Annotated in this window: 14 protein-coding genes and 1 pseudogene; 11 read left to right on the forward strand and 4 right to left on the reverse strand. The window is 64.9% G+C overall.

Translation table 11 applies throughout. The features are described from left to right. Nucleotides 1-99: 99 nt before the first annotated feature. Both OMP44_RS01995 and OMP44_RS24835 read left to right on the forward strand, forming a co-directional pair. Entirely contained in the window at nt 100-1578 is a 1479-nt protein-coding gene (locus tag OMP44_RS01995) for a sigma-54 dependent transcriptional regulator (protein WP_280306192.1), read from the forward strand. 137 nt (nt 1579-1715) lie between these two features. Then, nucleotides 1716-2027: pseudogene (locus OMP44_RS24835) on the forward strand (transposase); the annotation flags it as partial. Between the two features lie 550 nt (nt 2028-2577). Here OMP44_RS24835 and OMP44_RS02005 read toward each other — a convergent pair. Further along, a complete protein-coding gene (locus OMP44_RS02005; RefSeq protein ID WP_280306194.1) occupies nt 2578-3330 on the reverse strand; it encodes a YkgJ family cysteine cluster protein in 753 nt (250 codons plus the stop codon). Nucleotides 3331-3754: 424 nt separating this feature from the next. On the opposite strand from OMP44_RS02005, the gene OMP44_RS02010 reads away from it, so the two are divergent. From OMP44_RS02010 to OMP44_RS02040, 7 genes are all read left to right on the forward strand, one after another. Continuing rightward, the gene (locus OMP44_RS02010; protein WP_280306196.1) at nt 3755-4954 is read left to right on the forward strand and encodes a sensor histidine kinase; all 1200 of its coding nucleotides are present in this window, start codon (nt 3755-3757) and stop codon (nt 4952-4954) included. After that, nucleotides 4951-6333 carry a sigma-54-dependent transcriptional regulator gene (locus OMP44_RS02015; protein ID WP_280306197.1) on the forward strand — a complete coding sequence of 461 codons (1383 nt, stop codon included), beginning with the start codon at nt 4951-4953 and terminating at the stop codon, nt 6331-6333. The genes OMP44_RS02010 and OMP44_RS02015 overlap by 4 nt, the downstream gene beginning before the upstream one ends. A 242-nt stretch (nt 6334-6575) precedes the next feature. Continuing rightward, the gene (tkt, locus tag OMP44_RS02020; RefSeq protein ID WP_280306200.1) at nt 6576-8660 is read left to right on the forward strand and encodes a transketolase; all 2085 of its coding nucleotides are present in this window, start codon (nt 6576-6578) and stop codon (nt 8658-8660) included. Next, nucleotides 8657-11476 carry a bifunctional transaldolase/phosoglucose isomerase gene (locus OMP44_RS02025; protein ID WP_280306201.1) on the forward strand — a complete coding sequence of 940 codons (2820 nt, stop codon included), beginning with the start codon at nt 8657-8659 and terminating at the stop codon, nt 11474-11476. Before tkt ends, OMP44_RS02025 begins: the two co-directional genes overlap by 4 nt. 18 nt (nt 11477-11494) lie before the next feature. After that, nucleotides 11495-12472: a phosphogluconate dehydrogenase (NAD(+)-dependent, decarboxylating) gene (gene gnd, locus OMP44_RS02030; RefSeq protein ID WP_133862430.1), complete on the forward strand. Its 978-nt coding sequence runs from the start codon at nt 11495-11497 to the stop codon at nt 12470-12472. A gap of 83 nt (nt 12473-12555) precedes the next feature. Then, nucleotides 12556-14112 carry a glucose-6-phosphate dehydrogenase gene (zwf, locus tag OMP44_RS02035; protein WP_280306204.1) on the forward strand — a complete coding sequence of 519 codons (1557 nt, stop codon included), beginning with the start codon at nt 12556-12558 and terminating at the stop codon, nt 14110-14112. After that, complete coding sequence (locus OMP44_RS02040) at nt 14094-14912, forward strand: HAD family hydrolase (RefSeq protein ID WP_280306205.1); 819 nt, start codon at nt 14094-14096, stop codon at nt 14910-14912. Before zwf ends, OMP44_RS02040 begins: the two co-directional genes overlap by 19 nt. A gap of 210 nt (nt 14913-15122) precedes the next feature. Here the strand turns inward: OMP44_RS02040 and OMP44_RS02045 are convergent, their stop codons facing one another. Next, the gene (locus tag OMP44_RS02045; RefSeq protein WP_280306207.1) at nt 15123-16025 is read right to left on the reverse strand and encodes a LysR family transcriptional regulator; all 903 of its coding nucleotides are present in this window, start codon (nt 16023-16025) and stop codon (nt 15123-15125) included. 162 nt (nt 16026-16187) lie between these two features. On the opposite strand from OMP44_RS02045, the gene OMP44_RS02050 reads away from it, so the two are divergent. Continuing rightward, a complete protein-coding gene (locus tag OMP44_RS02050) occupies nt 16188-16916 on the forward strand; it encodes an SDR family oxidoreductase (protein WP_280306208.1) in 729 nt (242 codons plus the stop codon). Here the strand turns inward: OMP44_RS02050 and OMP44_RS02055 are convergent. Together OMP44_RS02055 and OMP44_RS02060 are read right to left on the reverse strand one after the other, a co-directional pair. Next, nucleotides 16913-17833 (reverse strand): LysR family transcriptional regulator, encoded by a 921-nt coding sequence (locus tag OMP44_RS02055; protein ID WP_280306210.1) that lies wholly within the window; start codon nt 17831-17833, stop codon nt 16913-16915. The two genes, OMP44_RS02050 and OMP44_RS02055, sit on opposite strands and share 4 nt — an antisense overlap. A gap of 62 nt (nt 17834-17895) precedes the next feature. Beyond that, complete coding sequence (locus OMP44_RS02060) at nt 17896-18894, reverse strand: acyltransferase family protein (protein WP_133862424.1); 999 nt, start codon at nt 18892-18894, stop codon at nt 17896-17898. Between the two features lie 480 nt (nt 18895-19374). Between OMP44_RS02060 and aptA the strand changes: the two genes are divergently transcribed. Then, entirely contained in the window at nt 19375-20721 is a 1347-nt protein-coding gene (gene aptA / locus OMP44_RS02065) for an omega-aminotransferase AptA (RefSeq protein WP_280306211.1), read from the forward strand. Nucleotides 20722-20757 lie beyond the last annotated feature (36 nt).

Consider the following 20757-nt stretch of genomic DNA (forward strand, 5'->3'; position numbering starts at 1 on the left):
ACAATTTGTCTTAACTTGCGCAAGATGCCGACCAGTTGGCACTTGGATGCAGGCGACACCTGCGCGTAGCGAACCGACAAGCCGAATTGGGGCAGGGACATGTGGCGTGAAACCAAGATCCTTCTGATCGACGATGAAGCCGAGCGGCGCAAGGCGGTATCGGTCATTCTCGATTTTCTCGGCGAAGATCACCTCGCCTGTACCAGTTCCGATTGGCAACCCTCCCTCGAAGCGCTCGACAGCAGTCGCCAGGTCAGCTGTGTGCTGGTCGGCCGCGTCGACAGCCGCGGCAACAGCGTCGAGCTGCTCAAGCAGGTCGTCGCCTGGGACGAGATGGTCCCGCTGCTGCTGCTGGGCGAATCAGCGCAGCCGGAGTGGCCAGATGACGTTCGCCGCCGCGTGCTGGTTTCTCTCCAGTATCCGCTGGCCTACAACAAGCTGCTGGACTCCCTGCACCGCGCCCAGGTCTATCGCGAGATGTACGACCAGGCCCGGGATCGCGGGCGTCAGCGCGAGCCCGAGTTGTTCCGCAGCCTGGTGGGTACCAGCCGCGCCATTCAAGGGGTGCGCAAGATGATGCAGCAGGTGGCCGATACCGAGGCCACGGTGCTCATCCTCGGCGAATCGGGTACCGGCAAGGAGGTGGTGGCGCGTAACCTGCACTTCCACTCCAAGCGGCGCGAAGCGCCCTTCGTACCGGTCAATTGCGGTGCCATCCCGGCGGAGTTGCTGGAGAGCGAGTTGTTCGGCCACGAGAAGGGCGCCTTTACCGGTGCCATCACCAGTCGCGCCGGGCGTTTCGAACTGGCCAACACCGGCACCCTGTTCCTCGACGAGATCGGCGACATGCCGCTGCCCATGCAGGTCAAGCTGCTGCGGGTACTGCAGGAGCGGACCTACGAGCGGGTGGGCAGCAACAAGACCCAGAGCGTGGACGTGCGCATCATCGCCGCGACCCACAAGAACCTCGAGCAGATGATCGCTGCGGGCACCTTCCGCGAGGATCTCTACTACCGCCTCAACGTCTTTCCAATCGACATGGCGCCGCTGCGCGAGCGGGGCGAAGACATCCCGCTGCTGATCAACGAACTGATCGCCCGGATGGAGCACGAGAAGCGTGGTTCCATCCGCTTCAACTCGGCGGCGATCATGTCGCTGTGCCGCCACGAGTGGCCGGGCAACGTCCGCGAACTGGCCAACCTGGTGGAACGCATGGCGATCATGCATCCCTATGGCGTCATCGGCGTGGCCGAATTGCCGCTCAAGTTCCGCTACGTGGAAGACGAAGCCGATCCCATGGTGGAATCCCTGCGCGAGGAACTGCAGGAACGCGAAGCCATGGCCGGCATTGGGACGCTCGAGGTGTCTTCCTCGGCGCTGTTGCCCAGTGAAGGCCTGGATCTCAAGGACTACCTGGCAAATCTGGAAAAGAGCTTCATCCAGCAGGCGCTGGATGATGCCGGTGGCGTAGTGGCGCGTGCCGCTGAGCGGCTGCGCATCCGTCGCACCACGCTGGTCGAGAAGATGCGCAAGTACGGCATGGGGCGCCGCGACGACGAGTTTGAAGAAGAGATCTAAGGTTCGCCTGAAAATTCGTATTAGGTAGGCTAAGTCTGTGATTGCAGCAGAGGCAAGCAATAACACCAGCTAGCGTTACGGCCTTTTGAATGAGTGCTGGCGTTGAGCGAGGAGATCGTTTCCCCGCCCGAAGGATGGGACGCCCACGTCGTGATGATCGGCAAATGCTCAATGGCATCCTCTGGATCCTACGCTCGGTCGCAAAATGGCGTGACCTACGCAATCACTATGGTCCTGAAAAATGGTCTGCCAGGGCTGCCAACAAGTGCGATGACGGTACCTTCGAGTCCCTTCTGGCGCCCGCTGCATCTGAAGCTGCGTCAGGATTGTTATGTAGACCTGGACATCTAAATGATCGATGCCAGTACAATCCCCGTACCTCACGAGCCCTCATGTTAGGCAGAAAAAGCCTACCCAGACGAACCGCTAGATCATGCGCTAGGCAGTAACTGTGGCGGACTAGGTACCGCTCCATCTGCTCTGATAAGTCCAGAGGTATCCGCTGACCTCAAGGTTTTGCTCGGGCAGCAGGCCGACTCGCAGCGCGCTTCTTTCCCTGCTCGAAAATGTGCGGTGGCGAGGTACCAAAGATGGACCATGCGAATGCTGCCGACGTGTCTTGGTCAACGCGGGATATGATAGCGAAGCGCTTTGGCATCATTGGGACTGCGTGGGTATTAATCTGTCGTTGCCCAACGCAAGAGGCGTCGTAAGCCTTGTTTCAATCAATTCATGTACCACCAGCGCAATGCGGTCGAACGCCTACTCAGCCAGCCAACGGAAAAACGCTGCCTCTCCACTCGGTTCGAGAAGCCAGCTAGCAGCTTCAAGGCAATGGTCATTCTGGCCTGTATGGACTGCTACTGGCACACCGACTTTTCGAAAAAAGCTTAGGTTCTTTGAGTCAAGCATCGACTTGACGGGGCGTCGTTACCCAGCTTGACAAGAGCCAGTTCAGAATTACGGTTCTGCCTACTCCGGAGCCGGCGAGGCTTAGTCTCATGCTGCGCTCAAAGCGATGAATCCATAGTCCGTTTGCGTCAAGGCCGAAGCGATCAGCGCGCCGGTCGCCTTGAGCTGCTCCGCTAATTCGCGGTGCGATACATGAAGCGTCCAGTCCGTGGCCGCATCCATCGGTGGGTTGGTCATCACCTGCTCGGTCGCTGCCAAAAAATCTGGACCGTAAGGTCGGTAGGCGGTGAAGCCATCGCCTTTGAGTGCCGATGTGCGAATGCCTAAGGCGGCGCAAATCGCCGCCTTCTGACTTATTTCATCCTGATCAGCCTGTCGTGACCGCTCGATGAGCGTAATCAGCTCCACGTCCTGCAAACGCCCACCATGAATCAACGTCGGCCCCTGTTCCCAGGCATGCGGCGGACAATCTTTCATATGAGGCCTCAAGGGAAGATGCGGATTAATCTCCATTGGATAGATACGGCAGACCAGGGGTCGCTCGTCATAAATCGAGCAGCGGTTGTCTGCATCTAGTCGCATGCAACGCCCTGGATTATAGGCGGCGAAGGTGATAGCGACATAGGCGCGCGTCTCCCCGCACCACACCGGCAGAGAGCGCTGCTCAGCATGCTCGCGCTGCACCGGCGAGATCCCTTGACCGTCCTCAAGAAACGCTTCGACCAGGACGAGCAACTCACCCTGCTGCTGAACCCAGCGGATCGCCTCGCTCAACGTTAGCGGGATATGGTGCGATGTGCAGCATTTGCCGCATCCTACGCAAGAAAAGTGAGTGGACATCAGCGTAGCCTCTGGTGTGCAGGTAGATTAATGATCGGCAGAAAAATGTCGCCTTCGGTCTGGAGTGTGATCCAAAGCAAGTCTTGCGCCAGCTGAGCTCGGCGCGAAGGGCCATGCGGCTTCGCTAACTAACAGTACGACGCTTTAGCCAAACTCAAGGCTGGTAGGTAAAGCTGAGCGCAGCGAAGCCAAGCCCAACTTTTCCAGCGCCGACCTCCTGTGTTGGGCTTCGACTGTAGAAGGCTTCCGGTCCAACGTGTGCCTGGTAGCTCCCTGCCGGACCTCCCTCATCTACTTCTGCCTATGTGGCGCTCCAAAAGTGGAAAAGGCCATGCCGTTTTCCACGCTAAGGCGCCTTCGCCAGGCCGGCATGGGTCTTGCTCCGGCCTGGATGATGTCAATTGTCCGTCGCGAGTCCTAGCCGATGCCTGCGCAAGCCCTTTCTTCCTCTGTCTCCATAGACGCTGCCGTGGAGGCTTCCGCCTCCGCGCAAGCCCGTGAAGCCCTGGGGCAGATGTCGCGCCAGCTGAGCGAATCCTTCCAGTTGCTCGAAGCCCGGATGATTTCGCTGCAGGGCGAACTGGAGTGGGTGTCTGCCCAGCGCCTGCAGGAGCTAGCGGAAAAGGAACGCCTGGCCAGCCGGCTGCAGAATCTGCTCGATGTGCTGCCCGCCGGCATCGTGGTGGTGGATGGTGCCGGACGCGTGCGCGACGCCAACCCGGTGGCGGAGGCGCTGCTCGGCAAACCCTTGGCCGGCGAGCTGTGGCGAACTGTGATCGCGAGGGCCTTTGCGCCGCGTCATGACGACGGCCACGAGGTATCCCTGCGCAACGGCCGACGCCTGTCCATCGCTACCCGCTCCCTGGATGGCGAACCGGGGCAACTGGTGCTGCTCAACGACCTTACCGAAACCCGCCATCTGCAAGGCGAACTGGCGCGGCACGAGCGGCTTTCAGCGCTGGGGCGAACCATGGCCTCGCTGGCGCATCAGATACGGACCCCGCTGACCGCGGCGCTGCTCTATGCCAGCCATCTGGAGGAGGGCGGGCTGGCGCTGGCGCAACAGCAGCGTTTCGCCGGCCGTCTCAAGGAACGGCTGCACGAACTGGAAAACCAGGTCCGCGACATGCTGGTGTTCGCCCGGGGCGAATTGCCGCTGGCGGATCGGCTGACGCCGGCCGCTTTGTTCACTGCCCTGCGCGAGGCCGCTAACCCGCATCTCGGCGACTGCCCGGTGCGCTGGCAACTCGATGTCCAGGCTGGGCTGCTCGCCTGCAACCGCGACATGCTGGTGGGCGCCGCCTTGAACCTCATTCACAACGCCTTGCAGGCCATGGCCGGCAGTGGCCGCCCGGGACGACTCAAGGTGCATCTCCATCGTCGTGACGGGGAGCTGCGCCTGGCGATCAGTGACAGCGGTCCCGGCATTCCGCAGGCGGTCCGGCAACGGCTGGGCGAACCCTTTCTCAGCACCAAGACCACCGGCACCGGTCTCGGCCTGCCGGTCGCCCTGGCGATGGCCAAGGCCCATGGCGGGCGGCTGAACGTGCGCTCCCGGGTGGGGCGCGGCACGCTGGTGACCTTCATCCTGCCGCTGCTGGCGAGCGAGGAGACCCCGGCATGACCCTGCCCATCCTGCTGGTGGAAGACGACCGTGCCCTGCGCGAAGCCCTGGCCGACACCCTGGAACTTGGCGGCTATCGCTATCGCGCCGTCGACAGCGGCGAGGCGGCGCTGCTGGCGCTGGCCGAGGAGTCCTTTGGCTTGGTGATCAGCGACGTCAACATGCCAGGTATCGACGGGCATCAATTGCTGGCCAGTATCCGACTGCGCGATCCGGCGCTACCGGTACTGCTGATGACCGCGTTCGGCAGCATCGAGCGCGCCGTCGAGGCCATGCGCGGTGGGGCGGCGGATTATCTGGTAAAGCCCTTCGAACCGCGCCTGTTGCTGGAGACCCTGGCGCGCTGCTGCCCCCAGGGACGGCGGGCGCCCGGTGGTCGTCAGCCGGTGGCGGCCGATCCCCAGAGTCGGCAACTGTTGGAGCTGGCCAGCCGGGTGGCCCGGAGCGAGGCCACGGTGCTCATCACCGGTGAGTCCGGTACCGGCAAGGAGGTGCTGGCGCGCTTTATCCACGATCAATCGGCGCGGGCGGATGGCCCCTTTGTGGCGGTCAATTGCGCGGCCATTCCCGATCACCTGCTCGAGGCCATCCTCTTCGGGCATGAGAAGGGCGCCTTCACCGGGGCCATCGCCGCCCAGCCCGGCAAGTTCGAACTGGCCCAGGGCGGTACCCTGCTGCTGGACGAGATCTCCGAGATGCCGCAGGGCCTGCAGGCCAAGCTGTTACGCGTCTTGCAGGAGCGGGAGGTGGAGCGGGTTGGGGCGCGCAAGCCACTGGCGCTGGACATCCGCGTGGTAGCCACCAGCAGCCGCAAGCTGGCGGAGGAGGTGGCCGCCGGGCGCTTCCGCGAAGACCTCTTCTATCGCCTGTCGGTGTTTCCGCTGGCTTGGCTGCCATTGCGCGAGCGACCGGCCGATATCGTGCCCCTGGCCGAACGACTGCTGGCGGTCCAGGCCGCACGGATGAATCGTCCGATACCGGTCCTGAGCCCTGCCGCGCGCCAGGCCCTGGCCGAGCACCCCTGGCCGGGCAACGTGCGCGAACTGGACAACGCCGTGCAGCGGGCGTTGATCCTGCAACCGGGTCAGCAGATCCAGGCCGAGGACTTCGGGCTGCACTGGTTGGCGACCGGGGTATCCCTGACGCCTGCCGCCGCGCCTGTGCCAGCGACAGGCACGGGTGATGACGTACGGCCACTGGACGCCGATCTGCGCGATCGGGAATTCCAGGTGATCCTCGATACCCTCAGGGCCGAGCGTGGTCGGCGCAAGGAGACCGCCGAGCGCCTCGGTATCAGTGCCCGTACCCTCAGGTACAAGTTGGCGCAGATGCGCGACGCCGGCCTGGACGTCGAGTTGGCCCTCGCCGCCGGATACTGAGCGCGCAAGTCGATAGCCGGCTATCTACCCGTGCGGAACCAACCCTCTGGCGTGCTGTTCTAGAGAAAGGATCGCGACTGCGGCGTGGGGTCGCAGAGGATGCATGCCCCCCGCCCTCCCGGACCTCGTCCGGCCGCTTTGCTCTCTTCTCCTAGGCGCTGCCTTTGCTGAAAACGGTTTCACGGACGGTGTTTGCCGTTTTCGCCGCGGGTGGCGCGCCTGCCAGCACGAGGACGCTTGCCATGGGTTCCACCGCACCTTCCAGCTCCAACGCCGACCAGCTTGTCATCAATACCATCCGGACCCTGTCCATGGACGCGGTGCAGAAGGCCAACTCCGGCCACCCCGGTACGCCGATGGCCCTGGCCCCGGTCGGCCACACGCTGTGGAGCCGCTTCCTCCGCTATCACCCCGAGCATCCGGACTGGCCCAACCGCGACCGCTTCGTGCTGTCGGTCGGCCATGCCTCCATGCTGCTCTATTCGCTGCTGCACCTGGCGGGCGTCAAGGAAATCGACGAGCACGGCACCGCCACCGGCAAGGAAGCGGTCAGCCTCGACGACATCAAGCAATTCCGCCAGCTGGATTCCAAGACCCCGGGTCATCCCGAGTACCGCATGACCACCGGCATCGAGACCACCACCGGTCCGCTGGGGCAGGGCTGCGGCAACAGCGTCGGCATGGCGCTGGCGCAGAAGTGGCTGGCCGCCCGTTTCAACCAGCCGGGCGTGACCTTGTTCGACTATGACGTCTATGTGCTCTGCGGCGATGGCGACATGATGGAAGGCGTCACCGGCGAGGCGGCCTCCATGGCCGGCCACCTGGGGCTGGACAACCTCTGCTGGATTTACGATAACAACACCATCAGCATCGAAGGCCACACCGAGCTAGCTTTTAGCGAGGACGTGGCCGAGCGCTTCCGCGGCTATGGCTGGCATACCCTGCACGTCAAGGATGCTAATGACGCCGAAGCCCTGGCCGCTGCCCTGCATCGCTTCAAGGGCAACACCGGCAAACCGACCCTGATCGTGGTCGACAGCCTCATCGGCTACGGCGCACCCAACAAGCAGAACACCGCGGCAGCCCACGGCGAGCCCCTGGGTGCGGACGAGATCAAGCTGGCGAAGAAGGCCTATGGCTGGCCCGAGGATGCTGACTTCCTGGTGCCCGACGACGCCCGTCACCACCTACGCGACGCCCTGCTGGAGCGTGCCAGCGGTCTTTACGAAGACTGGAACCGTGCCTTCGATCGCCTGCGTCAGGACGATCCGACCCGCGCCGATGAACTCCAGCGCATGCGGGCCGGTGAGATGCCGGAAGGGTGGGACGCCAAGCTGCCCAGCTTCGATACCGATGCCAAGGGTGTGGCGTCCCGCGAGTCCGGTGGCAAGGCGCTCAATGCCTTTGCCCAGAACATTCCCTGGTTGGTGGGCGGGGCGGCGGATCTGGCGCCGTCCACCAAGACCAATCTCAAGTTCGATGGCGCGGGCAGCTTCTCCGCCCGTGAGCCGTCGGGGCGCAACATGCACTTCGGCATCCGCGAGCACGCCATGGGCTCCATCGCCAACGGCATGGCGCTCTGCTACCTGCGCAGCTTCACTGCCACCTTCCTGGTGTTCAGCGACTACATGAAGCCGCCGATCCGCCTGGCGTCCATCATGGAATTGCCGGTGGTATTCGTCTTCACCCACGACTCCATCGGCGTCGGCGAAGATGGCCCGACCCACCAGCCCATCGAGCACCTGGCGCAGCTGCGCGCCACCCCGGGTCTGCTGACCCTGCGTCCGGGCGATGCCAATGAAACGGTGCAGGCCTGGAAGATCGCGCTGCAGCAGACCAATCGACCCTCCTGCATGGTGCTGTCGCGGCAACCGCTGCCGACCCTGGATCGCGCCAAGTACGCCAGCGCCGAGGGCGTCGCCCAGGGTGCCTATGTGGTGGCCGATGCCGAAGGCGGCAAGCCCCAGGTGATCCTCATGGCCACCGGCAGCGAGCTGGGCCTGGCGATGCAGGCCTATGAGCAGCTCCAGGGCGAAGGGGTGAAGGCACGAGTCGTCTCCATGCCCTGCTGGGAGCTGTTCGAGGAGCAGGACGAGGCCTACAAGCAGTCGGTGCTGCCGGACGAGGTCCTGGGCCGCGTTGCCATCGAGCAGGCCGGTCCAATGGGTTGGGAGCGCTATATCGGTCGCAAGGGTGCCTCGGTGACCATGAGCACCTTTGGTGCCTCCGCGCCCATCGGCAAGCTGCAGGCGAAATACGGCTACACCGTGGAAAATGTGGTCAAGCTGGCCAAGGAGCAGGCGCAACGCAAAGGGAGCGCCACATGAGCAATCCACTCAAACAGCTGACGGAGCAGGGCCAGGCGGTCTGGCTCGACTTCGTCAGCCGCGAGTTCCTCGCCAAGGGTGAGCTGCAAAAGCTGATCGAGCGTGACGGCCTGACGGGCGTTACCTCCAACCCCTCGATCTTCGAGAAGGCCATGGGCCACGGCAGCGACTACGATGCCAGCCTCAAGGCCTTCCTGGAACGGGCCGATGCCGAGCCGGTGGATGTCTACGAGCATCTGGCCATCGAGGACATCCAGCAGGCGGCCGACATCCTGCGGCCGGTCTATGACCGGCTTGAAGGACGCGATGGTTATGTGAGCCTGGAAGTTTCGCCCTATCTGGCGCTGGATACCCGTGCCACCCTGGACGAGGCGCGCCGCCTCTGGCAGGCGGTGAATCGGCCCAACCTCATGGTCAAGGTGCCCGGCACGCCCGAAGGGGCGGTGGCCATCCGCAAGCTGATCGAGGAGGGGATCAACGTCAACGTGACCCTGCTGTTCGATCGCAATGCCTACATGGCCGTGGCGGAGGCCTATATCGCGGGTCTGGAAGCCCGGCTGCATCAGGGCAAGGACATCAGTCGGCTCGCCAGTGTCGCCAGCTTCTTCATCAGCCGGGTCGACGGCGTGCTGGACAAGCTGATCGACGAGCGCAAGGGTAACGACGGCGAACTGACCGAGCTGCGCGGCAAGGTCGCCATCGCCAACGCCAAGCTGGCCTATCAGGATTACCTGCGTCTCATCCAGTCGCCACGCTGGAAGGTGCTGGCAGTTAAGGGCGCTCATCCGCAGCGTCTGCTGTGGGCCTCCACCGGGTCCAAGGATCCCGCCTATCCCGATACCCTGTATGTCGATCAACTGATCGGCCCGGACACCGTCAACACCATGCCGCCCAAGACCATGGACGCCTTCCGCGACCATGGCACGGCAGCCCCCATGCTGAGCACCGCTATCGACGCTGCGCAGCGGGTGGTGGATGCGACGGTCCGTTTCGGGCTGGATCTCGATGGCGTGGCCAAGCGGCTGGTCAAGGATGGCGCCCGGCAATTCGAAGATGCCGCCGATGTCCTGTTGGGCGCGGTTGGGCAGAAGCGCCTCGAATTTCTTGGCGAGCGTCTGAATGCCGCGGACTATCGACTGCCAGACGATCTGAATGAAGCCGTCGAGGCCCGCCTGGACGAGGCGCGGCGTGAAGGCTGGTCGCGCCGGCTCTGGCAGGGCGACGCCTCGCTCTGGACCGGTCGTGACGAAGACCAGTGGGTCGGCTGGCTGGCCGCGGCCCAGGGGCGTCAGGCCGATCCGGTTGCCCTCGGGGTCTTGACCGAGGCCGTTCGCAAGGAAGGCCTGGATACCGTGGTGCTACTGGGCATGGGTGGTTCGAGCCTGGGCCCGGAAGTGCTGGCCAATACCCTGGGTACCGCCACGGGCGGACTCACCCTCAAGGTGCTGGATTCCACCGACCCGGCGCAAATCGCCGCGTTGGAAGAACAGTTGGACCTGCGCAAGACGCTGTTCCTGGTATCGAGCAAATCCGGCTCGACCCTGGAGCCGGAAATCCTGCGGGCCTACTTCCACAAGGCCGTCGAGCAGGCGCTGGGGGCGGAAGAGGTGCGGCGGCGCTTCGTCGCCATCACCGATCCGGGGTCCAAACTCGAAGCCAGTGCCACGGCCGAAGGCTACCGCGCCATCTTCCAGGGCGATCCCCATATCGGCGGGCGCTACTCGGTGCTGTCGGTGTTCGGCATGGTGCCCCTGGCGCTGCTTGGCCACTCGGTAGCCGACTTCTTCCAGGTGACCCAGCCCATGGTACTGGCCTGCAGCCCCAGTGCGCCCCCTGCCATCAATCCCGGCATTCGCCTGGGCGTGGTCCTGGGCGAGGCGGTGCGTGCCGGACGCGACAAGGTCACTCTGATCGCTTCACCGGGTGTCGCCAGTCTGGGCGCCTGGCTGGAGCAGCTGCTCGCCGAGAGCACCGGCAAGCAGGGCAAGGGCATCATCCCGGTGGACCTGGAGCCCCTCGGCGAGCCAGGCGTCTACGGCAGGGACCGGGTGTTCGTCAGCTTGGTGCTGGCCGGCGAGGAAGACGCCGAGCGCGACAGTCGCCTGCAGGCCCTGGCCGCCGCCGGGCATCCGGTGGTGGACATCCGTCTGGCGCGCGCCGAATTGATCGGCCAGGAATTCTTCCGCTGGGAGGTGGCCACCGAAGTGGCAGGTGCCGTTATCGGTATCAATCCCTTCGACCAGCCGGATGTGGAAGCCAGCAAGATCAAGACCCGTGCCCTTACCGATGGCTACGAGCGCGAGGGTCGTCTGGCCGGTGATGAGCCGCTGCTGGAGGAGGGCACGCTGACACTGTTCGGCGATGCCGACCTGCAGGGGCAGGACACCGCCCGCGCGGCGATCAAGGCGCACCTGGCACGCCTGCAGCCCGGCGACTATCTCGCCGTGCTGGCCTATCTCGAGCGCAATGCCGTGCACGAGGAGGCCTTGGGCGCCATGCGTGATAGCATTCGCGACAGCAAGCGCGTAGCGACCGTCGGCGGCTTCGGCCCCCGTTTCCTGCACTCCACCGGACAGGCCTACAAGGGCGGTCCCAACTCGGGTGTGTTCATTCAGATTACCGCCGATGCCCAGAACGACCTGCAGATTCCAGGGCGGAGTCTGAGCTTTGGTGTCGTCGAGGCCGCCCAGGCCAAAGGCGACCTCGAGGTACTGGCCGAACGGGGACGGCGCTATCTGCGCGTGCATATCAAGGGCGGCGACATCGACGCCGGCCTGCAACAAATCGTCGAACTGGTCGAGGCGGCGGTCGCCTGACCTCAAGGAGTCATCAGCATGCAATTGGGAATCATCGGACTGGGCCGCATGGGCGGCAACATCGCACGGCGTTTGATGAAGCATGGGCATGAAGTCGCGGTCTATGACCGCAGTGCCGAAACCGTGGCCGGCCTCGGCAAGGAAGGCGCCATCACCGCCGATAGCTTGGATGGCGTCATCGCCGCCCTGGCACAGCCGCGGGCCATCTGGGTCATGCTGCCGGCGGGCGCGCCGACCGAACAGACCATCGCCGAGCTGGCCGACCGCCTGGCTCCCGGTGACGTCATCATCGATGGCGGCAACACCTACTACAAGGACGACATCCGTCGCGCCAAGACCCTGGCCGAGAAGGGCATCGACTATGTCGACGTCGGTACCTCTGGTGGCGTCTGGGGCCTGGAGCGCGGCTACTGCATGATGATCGGCGGCAAGTCCGCGGCTGTGGAGCGCCTGGAGCCCATCTTCGAGGCCCTGGCTCCCGGCTACGGCAGCATCGAACGGACCCGTGGCCGCAACGCCCCGGACGAGCGTGCCGAGCGCGGCTTCATCTTCACCGGTCCGGCCGGTTCGGGTCACTTCGTCAAGATGGTACACAACGGCATCGAGTACGGCCTGATGCAGGCCTACGCCGAGGGCTTCGACATCCTCAAGATGAAGAACAGCGACAAGCTGCCGGAAGACGAGCGTTTCGAGCTGGACCTGGCCGACATCGCCGAAGTCTGGCGCCGTGGCAGCGTGGTGTCCTCCTGGCTGCTGGACCTGACCGCCCAGGCCCTGGCCGGCGACGTCGAGCTGGAGAAGTTCTCCGGTTCGGTGGCCGACAGCGGCGAAGGCCGCTGGACCATCGAGGCGGCCATCGAGGAGGCGGTGCCGGTCAACGTCCTGTCCGCTGCCCTCTATGCGCGCTTCCGTTCCCGCCAGCAAGCCACCTACGCCGACAAGCTGCTGTCGGCCATGCGCTTCGGCTTTGGCGGCCACGTCGAAATCCCGCAATAAAACCCCGGCCGTTCCCCTGTGGAGCGGCCACGGGCCGCGTCCCGGGGGACGGCATCAGCCGCCCTCGTGGATAAGGCCCTGTCATGACCGATTCTCCTGCCGTTACCCCCAGCACCGCCGCCCAGGAGCGCCGCTCCTGTACCAAGGCGCCCACCGCGCCGCCCGCCACGCTCTTTCTGTTCGGCGCCAATGGCGATCTGGTCAAGCGACTGCTGATCCCCTCGCTGTACAACCTGCTGCGTGACGGCCTGCTCGACGACCGCACCCAGATCATCGGCGTCGATCACAATCCCAACACCGACGAAGGTTTCGCCGACCGGCTGGAAGCCTTCATCCGCGACCAGGCCGAAGCCAAGGGCAAGTCCCGGGACGAGGCGCTGGATGCCGATCTCTGGGGCCAGTTGCGCGGGCGCATCCGCTATCTGCAGGGTGACTTCCTCGAAGATGCCACCTATCAGGCGGTGGGCGAGCGCATCGCCCAGGCCGACACCGACAACGCGGTCTTCTACCTGGCCACCGCCGCCCGCTTCTTTGGCGACGTCGCCGAGCGCCTGGGCAAGACAGGCCTGCTGGAAGAACGCGAAGACGCCTATCGCCGACTGGTGGTGGAAAAGCCCTTCGGCGCCGACCTGGCCAGTGCCCAGGCGCTCAACCAGCGCCTGCTGGCGAACATGGACGAAAAGCAGATCTATCGGATCGACCACTACCTGGGCAAGGAGACGGTGCAGAACATCCTGGTCAGCCGGTTCTCCAATGCGCTGTTCGAGTCGTTCTGGAACAACCACTACATCGACCATGTGCAGATCACGGCGGCCGAGACCGTCGGCGTGGAGTCGCGCGGCGATTTCTACGAGAAGACCGGCACCCTGAGGGACATGGTGCCCAACCACCTGTTCCAGCTGCTGGCCATGGTCGCCATGGAGCCGCCGGCGTCCTTCAATGCCACCTCAGTGCGTGACGAGAAGGCCAAGGTGGTCGGCGCCATCCGCCCCCAGACCACCGAAGAGGCCCTGGCCAACTCGGTCCGTGGCCAGTATGCCGCCGGGACGATGAACGACAAGCCCGTCAAAGGCTATCGCGAGGAAGAGCGGGTCGATCCGCAAAGCCAGACCGAGACCTATGTGGCACTCAAGCTGTTCGTAGACAACTGGCGCTGGGCGGGTGTGCCCTTCTACCTGCGCACCGGCAAGCGCCTGACCGCGCGCGATACCGAGATCGCCATCTGCTTCAAGCACGCGCCCTATGCACAATTCCGCGATACCAAGATCGACCGGATGCGGCCCAATTACCTGATCATCCAGATCCAGCCCGACGAAGGCATGTGGTTCGACTTCCACGCCAAGCGCCCGGGGCCCCTGGTGGAGCTGGAGAACATCCGCATGGGCTTCGCCTACAGCGACTTCTTCGAGATGCAGCCGTCCACCGGCTATGAAACCCTGATCTACGATTCCCTGATCGGCGACCAGACCCTGTTCCAGCGCGCCGACAACATCGAGAACGGCTGGCGCGCCGTGCAACCCATCCTCGACGCTTGGCAGCAGGGCGGCGCGGTGGAAAGCTACGCCGCGGGCAGTGCCGGTCCCGCCGGTGCCGATGAACTCCTGCAGAAGGACGGCCGCTCATGGCATCCGCTGACCTGATCCCCATCGACCTGCTGGTGTCGGATATCGACGGCACCCTGGTGCGCGACGACAAGAGCCTGAGCGAGGCGGTGATCGCCGCCGTCAAGCGGCTGCAGGCGGCCGGCAAGGCCATTACCCTGGTCAGCAGCCGCCCACCGCGGGCGCTGTTGCCGCTGGTACGGCAACTGGGCATTCATCAGGCGGTGGCCGGTTTCAACGGCGGCAATCTGGTGGAGGCGGACGGTACCCTGATCCGCGCCCATCGCCTGGCGGAGCCGGTGACGCGCCAGGTGCTGGAGCGGCTGGACAATGAAACCTTCGAGGTCTGGCTGTTCGCCGATGACCTCTGGCTGACGCGCGATGGACAGGGTGCCTACGTTCCGCGTGAAACTCGGGCGCTGGGATATGGGCCGACTGTGGTGAAATCCTTCGAACCCTATCTGGATCGGGTCGACAAGATCGTCGCCGCCGGTAGCGATCATGCCGGCCTCGAAGCCCTGGAAGGCGAGTTGGGCGAGCGGCTGGGGGAGGGCGCCACGGTGCTGCGCTCCCAGCTCTATTATCTCGACATCACCCATCCCAAGGCCAACAAGGGCGATGCCCTGATCGAACTGGCCCAGGCCGCGGGCGTACCGGTGGCGCGCACGGCGGCTATTGGCGATGGCAGCAATGACGTGCCCATGTTCCGCCAGGCTGGCCTGGCCATCGCCATGGGCCAGGCCAGCGCAGGGGTACGGGAAGCGGCTGACCGGGTAACGGCCAGTAACCAGGAAGATGGCCTGGCCCAGGCCATCGATCGGTGGATTCTGGAAAGCTGATATCGGTCGGTCGATGTTGGCTTCGCTTGCCCTCAGCCCAACCTACAGGATGCCTAGGTTGGTTTGAGGCGGTTCCACCGCCCAAGCCCAACAGGGCCTGCCTTCGCACCAGGTGGAAAAGGCTGCGCCGTTTTCCACCCTACGCGGGGTCAGGCGGGCGCTCCCTCTCCCTCCGGGAGAGGGCCGGGGTGAGGGCCGCCCCAACCCGCGCTACCCCGCCTTCTCCTCCCGATACCCCCGCACATGCTCCACCAGCGCCCGCAGCTTGGGCGCCAGGTTGTGGCGGTTCGGATAGTAGAGGTAGAAGCCGGGAAAGGGCGGCAGATAGTCTTCCAGCACGCGCTCCAGTTCACCCCGCGCCAGATAGGGGCGGAAGGTGTCCTCCATGCCAAAGGTGATGCCGCCTCCGGCCAGGGCGGTGCGTACCATCAGCAACATGTCGTTGGTGGTGATGAGCGGCGCGACGGCCACATCGAAGGCGCGACCGTTCTCGCTGAATTCCCAGCGCCAGGGCGCCACCTCCGGGGCCGGGCGCCAGCCGATGCAGCGGTGGTCCGCCAGTTCGCGTGGGTGCCGGGGTCGCCCATGACGGGCGAAATAGCCCGGGGTCGCCACGGCCACTTCGCGCTGCGGTCCGGTCACCGGAATGGCGATCATGTCCTGCTCGATCACCTCGCCCAGCCGTACGCCGGCATCGAAACCACGCGCGACGATATCGAATTCCTCGTCGGTGACGGTGACGTCCAGGGTCACCTCCGGATAGGCCTCGACGAAGCTGGCCAGCAGCGGCCCATCGAGAAAGCGCTCGGCGATGGAGGTGACCGCGACCCGTAACAATCCGCGCGGCGGGCCGGCGTGACTGGCGTCTTCCAGGGCGCCCAGCAGACCGGCCAGGGGCCCGGCAATCTGCCGCTGCAGGCGTTCGCCAGCCTCGGTCAGGCGCACGCTGCGGGTGGTGCGCTGCACCAGCGAACTGCCCAGTTCGTCTTCCAGACGGCGGATGGCCTGGCTCACCGCGGAGCGGCTGACGCCCAGGCGATCCGCCGCCACGCGGAAATTCTCCGCCGTGGCCACCACGACGAAGACCTTGAGCAGATTCAGATCGGTGTGCATTGGTGAGTCTGGCTAACCATGGCAGTCAGGAGCGGGGGAATTATCACGACAATGAGCCTTCGCTAAGGTGGTGGCAAGCCTGGAAGGGCGCAGTGCCGGAAGGGCACGCAGCCGGCCAGCAGGCCGTCCTGGCAAACCACCCCATTTCGAGAGGAACACTTCATGGCTATCGACAAGGTCGTACTCATCACAGGCGCGTCCAGTGGCATAGGCGCGGGCATCGCGCGCGAACTGGGCGCGGCCGGCTGCAAGCTGCTGCTCGGCGCGCGCCGCAGCGAGCGGCTGGAGGCCCTGGCGGCCGAGATCAACGCCGCGGGTGGCGAGGCCGCCTGCCGCCGGCTGGACGTCACCGACAGCGCCGAGGTGACCGCCTTCGCCCAGGCGGCTCGCGAGCGCTGGGGGCGGGTGGACGTCATCGTCAACAACGCCGGGATCATGCCGCTGTCGCCCATGGCCTCCCTCAAGACCGCAGAATGGATGCAGATGGTCGACGTCAACATCAAGGGCGTGCTCAACGGCATCGCCGCGGTGCTGCCGGAATTCACCGCCCGTGGCGCCGGACACATCATCAACCTGGGCTCCATCGGCGCGCTGTCGGTGGTGCCCACGGCGGCGGTCTATTGCGCCACCAAGCACGCGGTACGGGCGATCTCCGAGGGACTGCGTCAGGAGCGCGACGATCTGCGGGTCACCTGCATCCATCCGGGTGTGGTGGAAAGCGAACTGGCTGGCACCATCACCGATCCCGCAGCGCGGGCGATGATGGACGACTATCGCGCCATTGCCCTGCAACCCGACGCCATCGGCCGCGCGGTACGCTATGCCATCGAGCAGCCGGACGACGTGGACGTCAACGAGATCGTCGTGCGCCCGACCCGCAGCGCCAACTAGACGGTCTCGGCCAGGGCTTCGAGAAAGCGCTCCAGCACCAGATTCGGTCGCCGGCCCTTGCGGGTGACGGCGGCCAGGGTGGTGTCGAAGTGAAAGCGCTCGGGATCGAGGGCGCGCAACTGGCCCTGGGCCACCCAAGGCTGCGCGACGTGGTCGGGCAGGTAGCCGATGTAGCAGCCGGTGAGGATGAGAAAGGCCACGCCTTCGCGATCCGAGGCGCGTGCCGTGCAGTTCAGCGCGGCATGGCGTTCGTGGCCGTCCTGGTTGAGGAGGTGATTGGGGCCGACGGCGTCCTGAGCGGCCAGGAGGGCGTCGTCCAGCGCCGCGTCGGCCACCGCGAACAGCGGATGGCTGCGGCTGCAATAGAGCAGGGCGCGCTCTTCGTAGAGCGGCAGGTAGTCGAGCCCGGCCAGGGCATTGATCAGCGGCAGCACGCCCAGGTGCAGGTGGCCGTCGAGCACGCCGGTCTCGATCTCGCCGGGCAGGGTCATGCCGATGTTGACCACCACCCCCGGCGCGGCGCGCTTGAGCGCGGCCAGGGCATGGGTGATGCGCATGCGCGGCTGGGTCACCAGGTTGTTGATGATGCCCAGGTTCAGCTCGCCACGCAGGTGCTGGTGCAGCTGGTTGACCTCGCTGCGAAAGCCTTCCAGGGCGGCGAACAACGACTGGCTGGCCTTGAGCACCTCGCGGCCTTCGTCGGTCAGGGAAAAACCGGCGCGCCCGCGCTGGCAGAGGCGCATGCCCAGGCGTTTTTCCAGGTCGTTCATGTGCAGGCTGATGGCCGAGCGGGTGATGCCCAGCCGGCCTTCGGCGGCGGTGAAGCTGCCGCATTCCACCACCGTCTTGAACAGTCTCAGCAGGCGGATCTCGAAATCGCCGACCTGGGCGAGCAGAGCCTTGCGCGTCGTCTTCATGGCTGCCACCGCAAATGCGGGACAGCATAAGGCGCCGTCGGGAGCGGCGCCAGCGACCGGTTTCAGGCGCCGATCAGGACCCGGCTGCGCTGCCGGGTGACCTGCTTGACCACCCAGACCGCGGCGATGCAGCAGAGCAGGGTGATCAGTGTCAGGCACAGGCGGGTGCCCAGGTACTGGGCGAAGTTCTGCTCACCCAGCAGGCGACCCAGCACGCGATAGGCGCCGGCGAGATAGCCGTGCAGGAAGTAGATGGCGAAGCTGTAGGCGCCCAGCAGGGCCATGCCCTTGGTCAGGCGGCTCTCGGCGTATCCCGGCGCCTTGACCTTCTGGCTGAAAACGGCGAACAGCAACAGGCACAGTGCCAGTTTCTGTAGCCCGTAGAAGGCGCTGTCGAGCACTGCCGCGCCACTTAGCAGCAGCAGGGCCGCCAGCAGCCAGTAACGCGCCTGGGGCCGTTGCAGCCGCTCGCGCTGTTCGCAGGCCAGCATGCCGCAGAGGTAGATCGGCAGGAAGTGCAGGGCCGCCAGCAGCGGATCGGCGTCATTGATCGGGCGATCGGACACCAGGAAATACAGCAGGCCGACCATGGTCGCCGCCGGCAGCAGGCCACGCTTGACGATCCACTCCAGGGCCGGCGCCAGCAGGAAGATCAGCGTCAGCGCCGGAATGAACCACAGCGGACCCAGGTGGGCGCCAGTAGCCAGCAGCAGCGCGGTCTGGGCGAAGGGGGGCCAGTCGTGGAAGGCGTTCATGTCGATCCACTCGTGTTCCTGCTTGAGTCCGGAGACATAGAGCAGCACGGCGGGGATCGAGATCAGCAGATAGGGGAGGATGACGTTCTGCAGCTTCTTGCCCAGATAGACCTGGTAGCTGTATTTGCCGAGGTTGTAGCGAAAGAAGAAGCCCGAGAGCGCGACGAAGATGCAGGTGGTTTCCAGCGACAGCAGATTCAGGGCGATCTGCTGATGTTCGGTGGTCTGGTAGCTGCCCACAGTCATGTGGTGGAAAACGATGAGAACGGCCGCCAGGCCGCGGATCCAGTTGAGCTGAATCAGCATGGGGGAGGTTTCCTTGAGGAATAGCTGAACCGCGCGCTCTGCCTCGGAAGAGGGGCACGGGTTGGCAAAAGCGGAAAGTTGGGTACGCGGCAGAGACGGCGGACAGGCTACCGCGCCCGGCTGGACTACGCGCCGGGAAGAGAGGTGAGGCGAGGGTGCCTCGGCGCCACGGGACTACGGTGGCAGGCGGCCAGCTTAAAGTGTTTCAGGCAATTTACTGAATACTAATCAAATTTGTTGATTTCAAGATGTTTCTTGGGTGTCGAGTTGGCACGGATAATCGCGTCTATGAAAGGCTATTAAGCCCATCCGTGACTGCAGGAAGCGGCGTCGTTCTCCCCGTCAGCCTCTTTTGATTTAGCGAGTTAGAACCGGTGATTGGGTGAGTTATAAGATGTTTAGGCGCGAGAAGAAAACCATTTAACTCACGCAAGACTGGGCGCACTCTGCAGGCTCAATGTCACCGCCCGAGGCCCCGTCATGAACCAGCCGCTGACCGTTTCGCCACCTGTCGCCGCCCAGCTCAACCTGCGTGCCCACTGGATGCCCTTTACCGCCAATCGCGCCTTTCAGAAGGATCCGCGCATCGTGGTGGCCGCCGAAGGCAGCTGGCTGATCGACGACCAGGGGCGGCGCATCTATGACAGCCTCTCCGGACTCTGGACCTGCGGCGCCGGTCACTCGCGCAAGGAGATCCAGGAGGCCGTGGCGCGCCAGCTGGGCACCCTCGACTATTCGCCGGGCTTCCAGTACGGCCATCCGCGGTCCTTCCAGCTGGCCGAAAAGATGGCCGAGCTGACCCCGGCGGGTCTGGACCATGTCTTCTTCACCGGCTCGGGTTCCGAGAGCGCCGACACCTCGGTCAAGCTGGCGCGGGCCTACTGGCGCATCAAGGGTCAACCGGCCAAGACCAAGCTGATCGGCCGGGCCCGCGGCTACCACGGCGTCAACATTGCCGGCACCAGCCTGGGCGGCATCGGCGGCAACCGGAAGATGTATGGCTCCTTCATGGACGTCGACCATCTGCCCCATACCCTGCAACCGGGCATGGCCTTCACCAAGGGCATGGCCGAGACCGGCGGCGTCGAGCTGGCCAACGAGCTGCTCAAGCTGATCGAGCTGCACGATGCGTCCAATATCGCGGCCGTCATCGTCGAGCCCATGTCCGGCTCGGCCGGGGTGATCGTGCCGCCGGTGGGCTATCTGCAGCGCCTGCGCGAGATCTGCACCCAGCACGACATCCTGCTGATCTTCGACGAGGTCATCACCGCCTTTGGCCGCATGGGCCGTCATACCGGCGCCGAATTCTTCGGCGTGACGCCGGACATCATGAACGTGGCCAAGCAGGTCACCAACGGCGCCGTGCCCCTGGGCGCGGTGATCGCCAGCAGCGCCATCTACGACACCTTCATGAACCAGGCCACGCCTGAGCACATGGTCGAGTTTCCCCATGGCTACACCTATTCGGCCCATCCGGTGGCCTGTGCCGCGGGTCTGGCGGCGCTGGAACTCATGGAACGTGAGAATCTGGTGCAGCAGGCCGCCGAGCTGGCACCCAAGTTCGAAGCCTCGCTGCATGGCCTCAAGGGCGCCAAGCATGTGGTGGACATCCGCAATTGCGGCCTGGCCGGTGCCCTGCAGCTCGCCCCGCGTGACGGCGATGCGGTAATCCGCCCGTTCGAGGCCGGCATCGCTCTGTGGAAGGCCGGCTTCTACGTCCGCTTCGGCGGCGACACCCTGCAGTTCGGACCTACCTTCAATGCCAGGATCGAAGACCTGGATCGCGTCTTCGCCGCGGTCGGTGACGTCCTCAATCGCCTCGACTGACCCTCTTTCCGGCGCTTCCCCGAGGAAGCGCCCATC

It is taken from the genome of Pseudomonas flavocrustae, from assembly GCF_029872515.1.
In the GTDB taxonomy this organism is placed as follows: domain Bacteria; phylum Pseudomonadota; class Gammaproteobacteria; order Pseudomonadales; family Pseudomonadaceae; genus Chryseomonas; species Chryseomonas aestiva.

Bases quoted from the DNA above. Each gene is read 5' to 3' on its own strand.
- OMP44_RS02025 (WP_280306201.1), top strand. From the start codon at position 8,657: ATGAGCAATCCACTCAAACAGCTGACGGAGCAGGGCCAGGCGGTCTGG.
- aptA (WP_280306211.1), top strand. From the start codon at position 19,375: ATGAACCAGCCGCTGACCGTTTCGCCACCTGTCGCCGCCCAGCTCAAC.
- tkt (WP_280306200.1), top strand. From the start codon at position 6,576: ATGGGTTCCACCGCACCTTCCAGCTCCAACGCCGACCAGCTTGTCATC.
- OMP44_RS02010 (WP_280306196.1), top strand. From the start codon at position 3,755: ATGCCTGCGCAAGCCCTTTCTTCCTCTGTCTCCATAGACGCTGCCGTG.
- OMP44_RS02015 (WP_280306197.1), top strand. From the start codon at position 4,951: ATGACCCTGCCCATCCTGCTGGTGGAAGACGACCGTGCCCTGCGCGAA.
- OMP44_RS02040 (WP_280306205.1), top strand. From the start codon at position 14,094: ATGGCATCCGCTGACCTGATCCCCATCGACCTGCTGGTGTCGGATATC.
- zwf (WP_280306204.1), top strand. From the start codon at position 12,556: ATGACCGATTCTCCTGCCGTTACCCCCAGCACCGCCGCCCAGGAGCGC.
- OMP44_RS01995 (WP_280306192.1), top strand. From the start codon at position 100: ATGTGGCGTGAAACCAAGATCCTTCTGATCGACGATGAAGCCGAGCGG.
- OMP44_RS02005 (WP_280306194.1), bottom strand. From the start codon at position 3,330: ATGTCCACTCACTTTTCTTGCGTAGGATGCGGCAAATGCTGCACATCG.
- OMP44_RS02055 (WP_280306210.1), bottom strand. From the start codon at position 17,833: ATGAAGACGACGCGCAAGGCTCTGCTCGCCCAGGTCGGCGATTTCGAG.
- OMP44_RS02060 (WP_133862424.1), bottom strand. From the start codon at position 18,894: ATGCTGATTCAGCTCAACTGGATCCGCGGCCTGGCGGCCGTTCTCATC.
- OMP44_RS02045 (WP_280306207.1), bottom strand. From the start codon at position 16,025: ATGCACACCGATCTGAATCTGCTCAAGGTCTTCGTCGTGGTGGCCACG.
- gnd (WP_133862430.1), top strand. From the start codon at position 11,495: ATGCAATTGGGAATCATCGGACTGGGCCGCATGGGCGGCAACATCGCA.
- OMP44_RS02050 (WP_280306208.1), top strand. From the start codon at position 16,188: ATGGCTATCGACAAGGTCGTACTCATCACAGGCGCGTCCAGTGGCATA.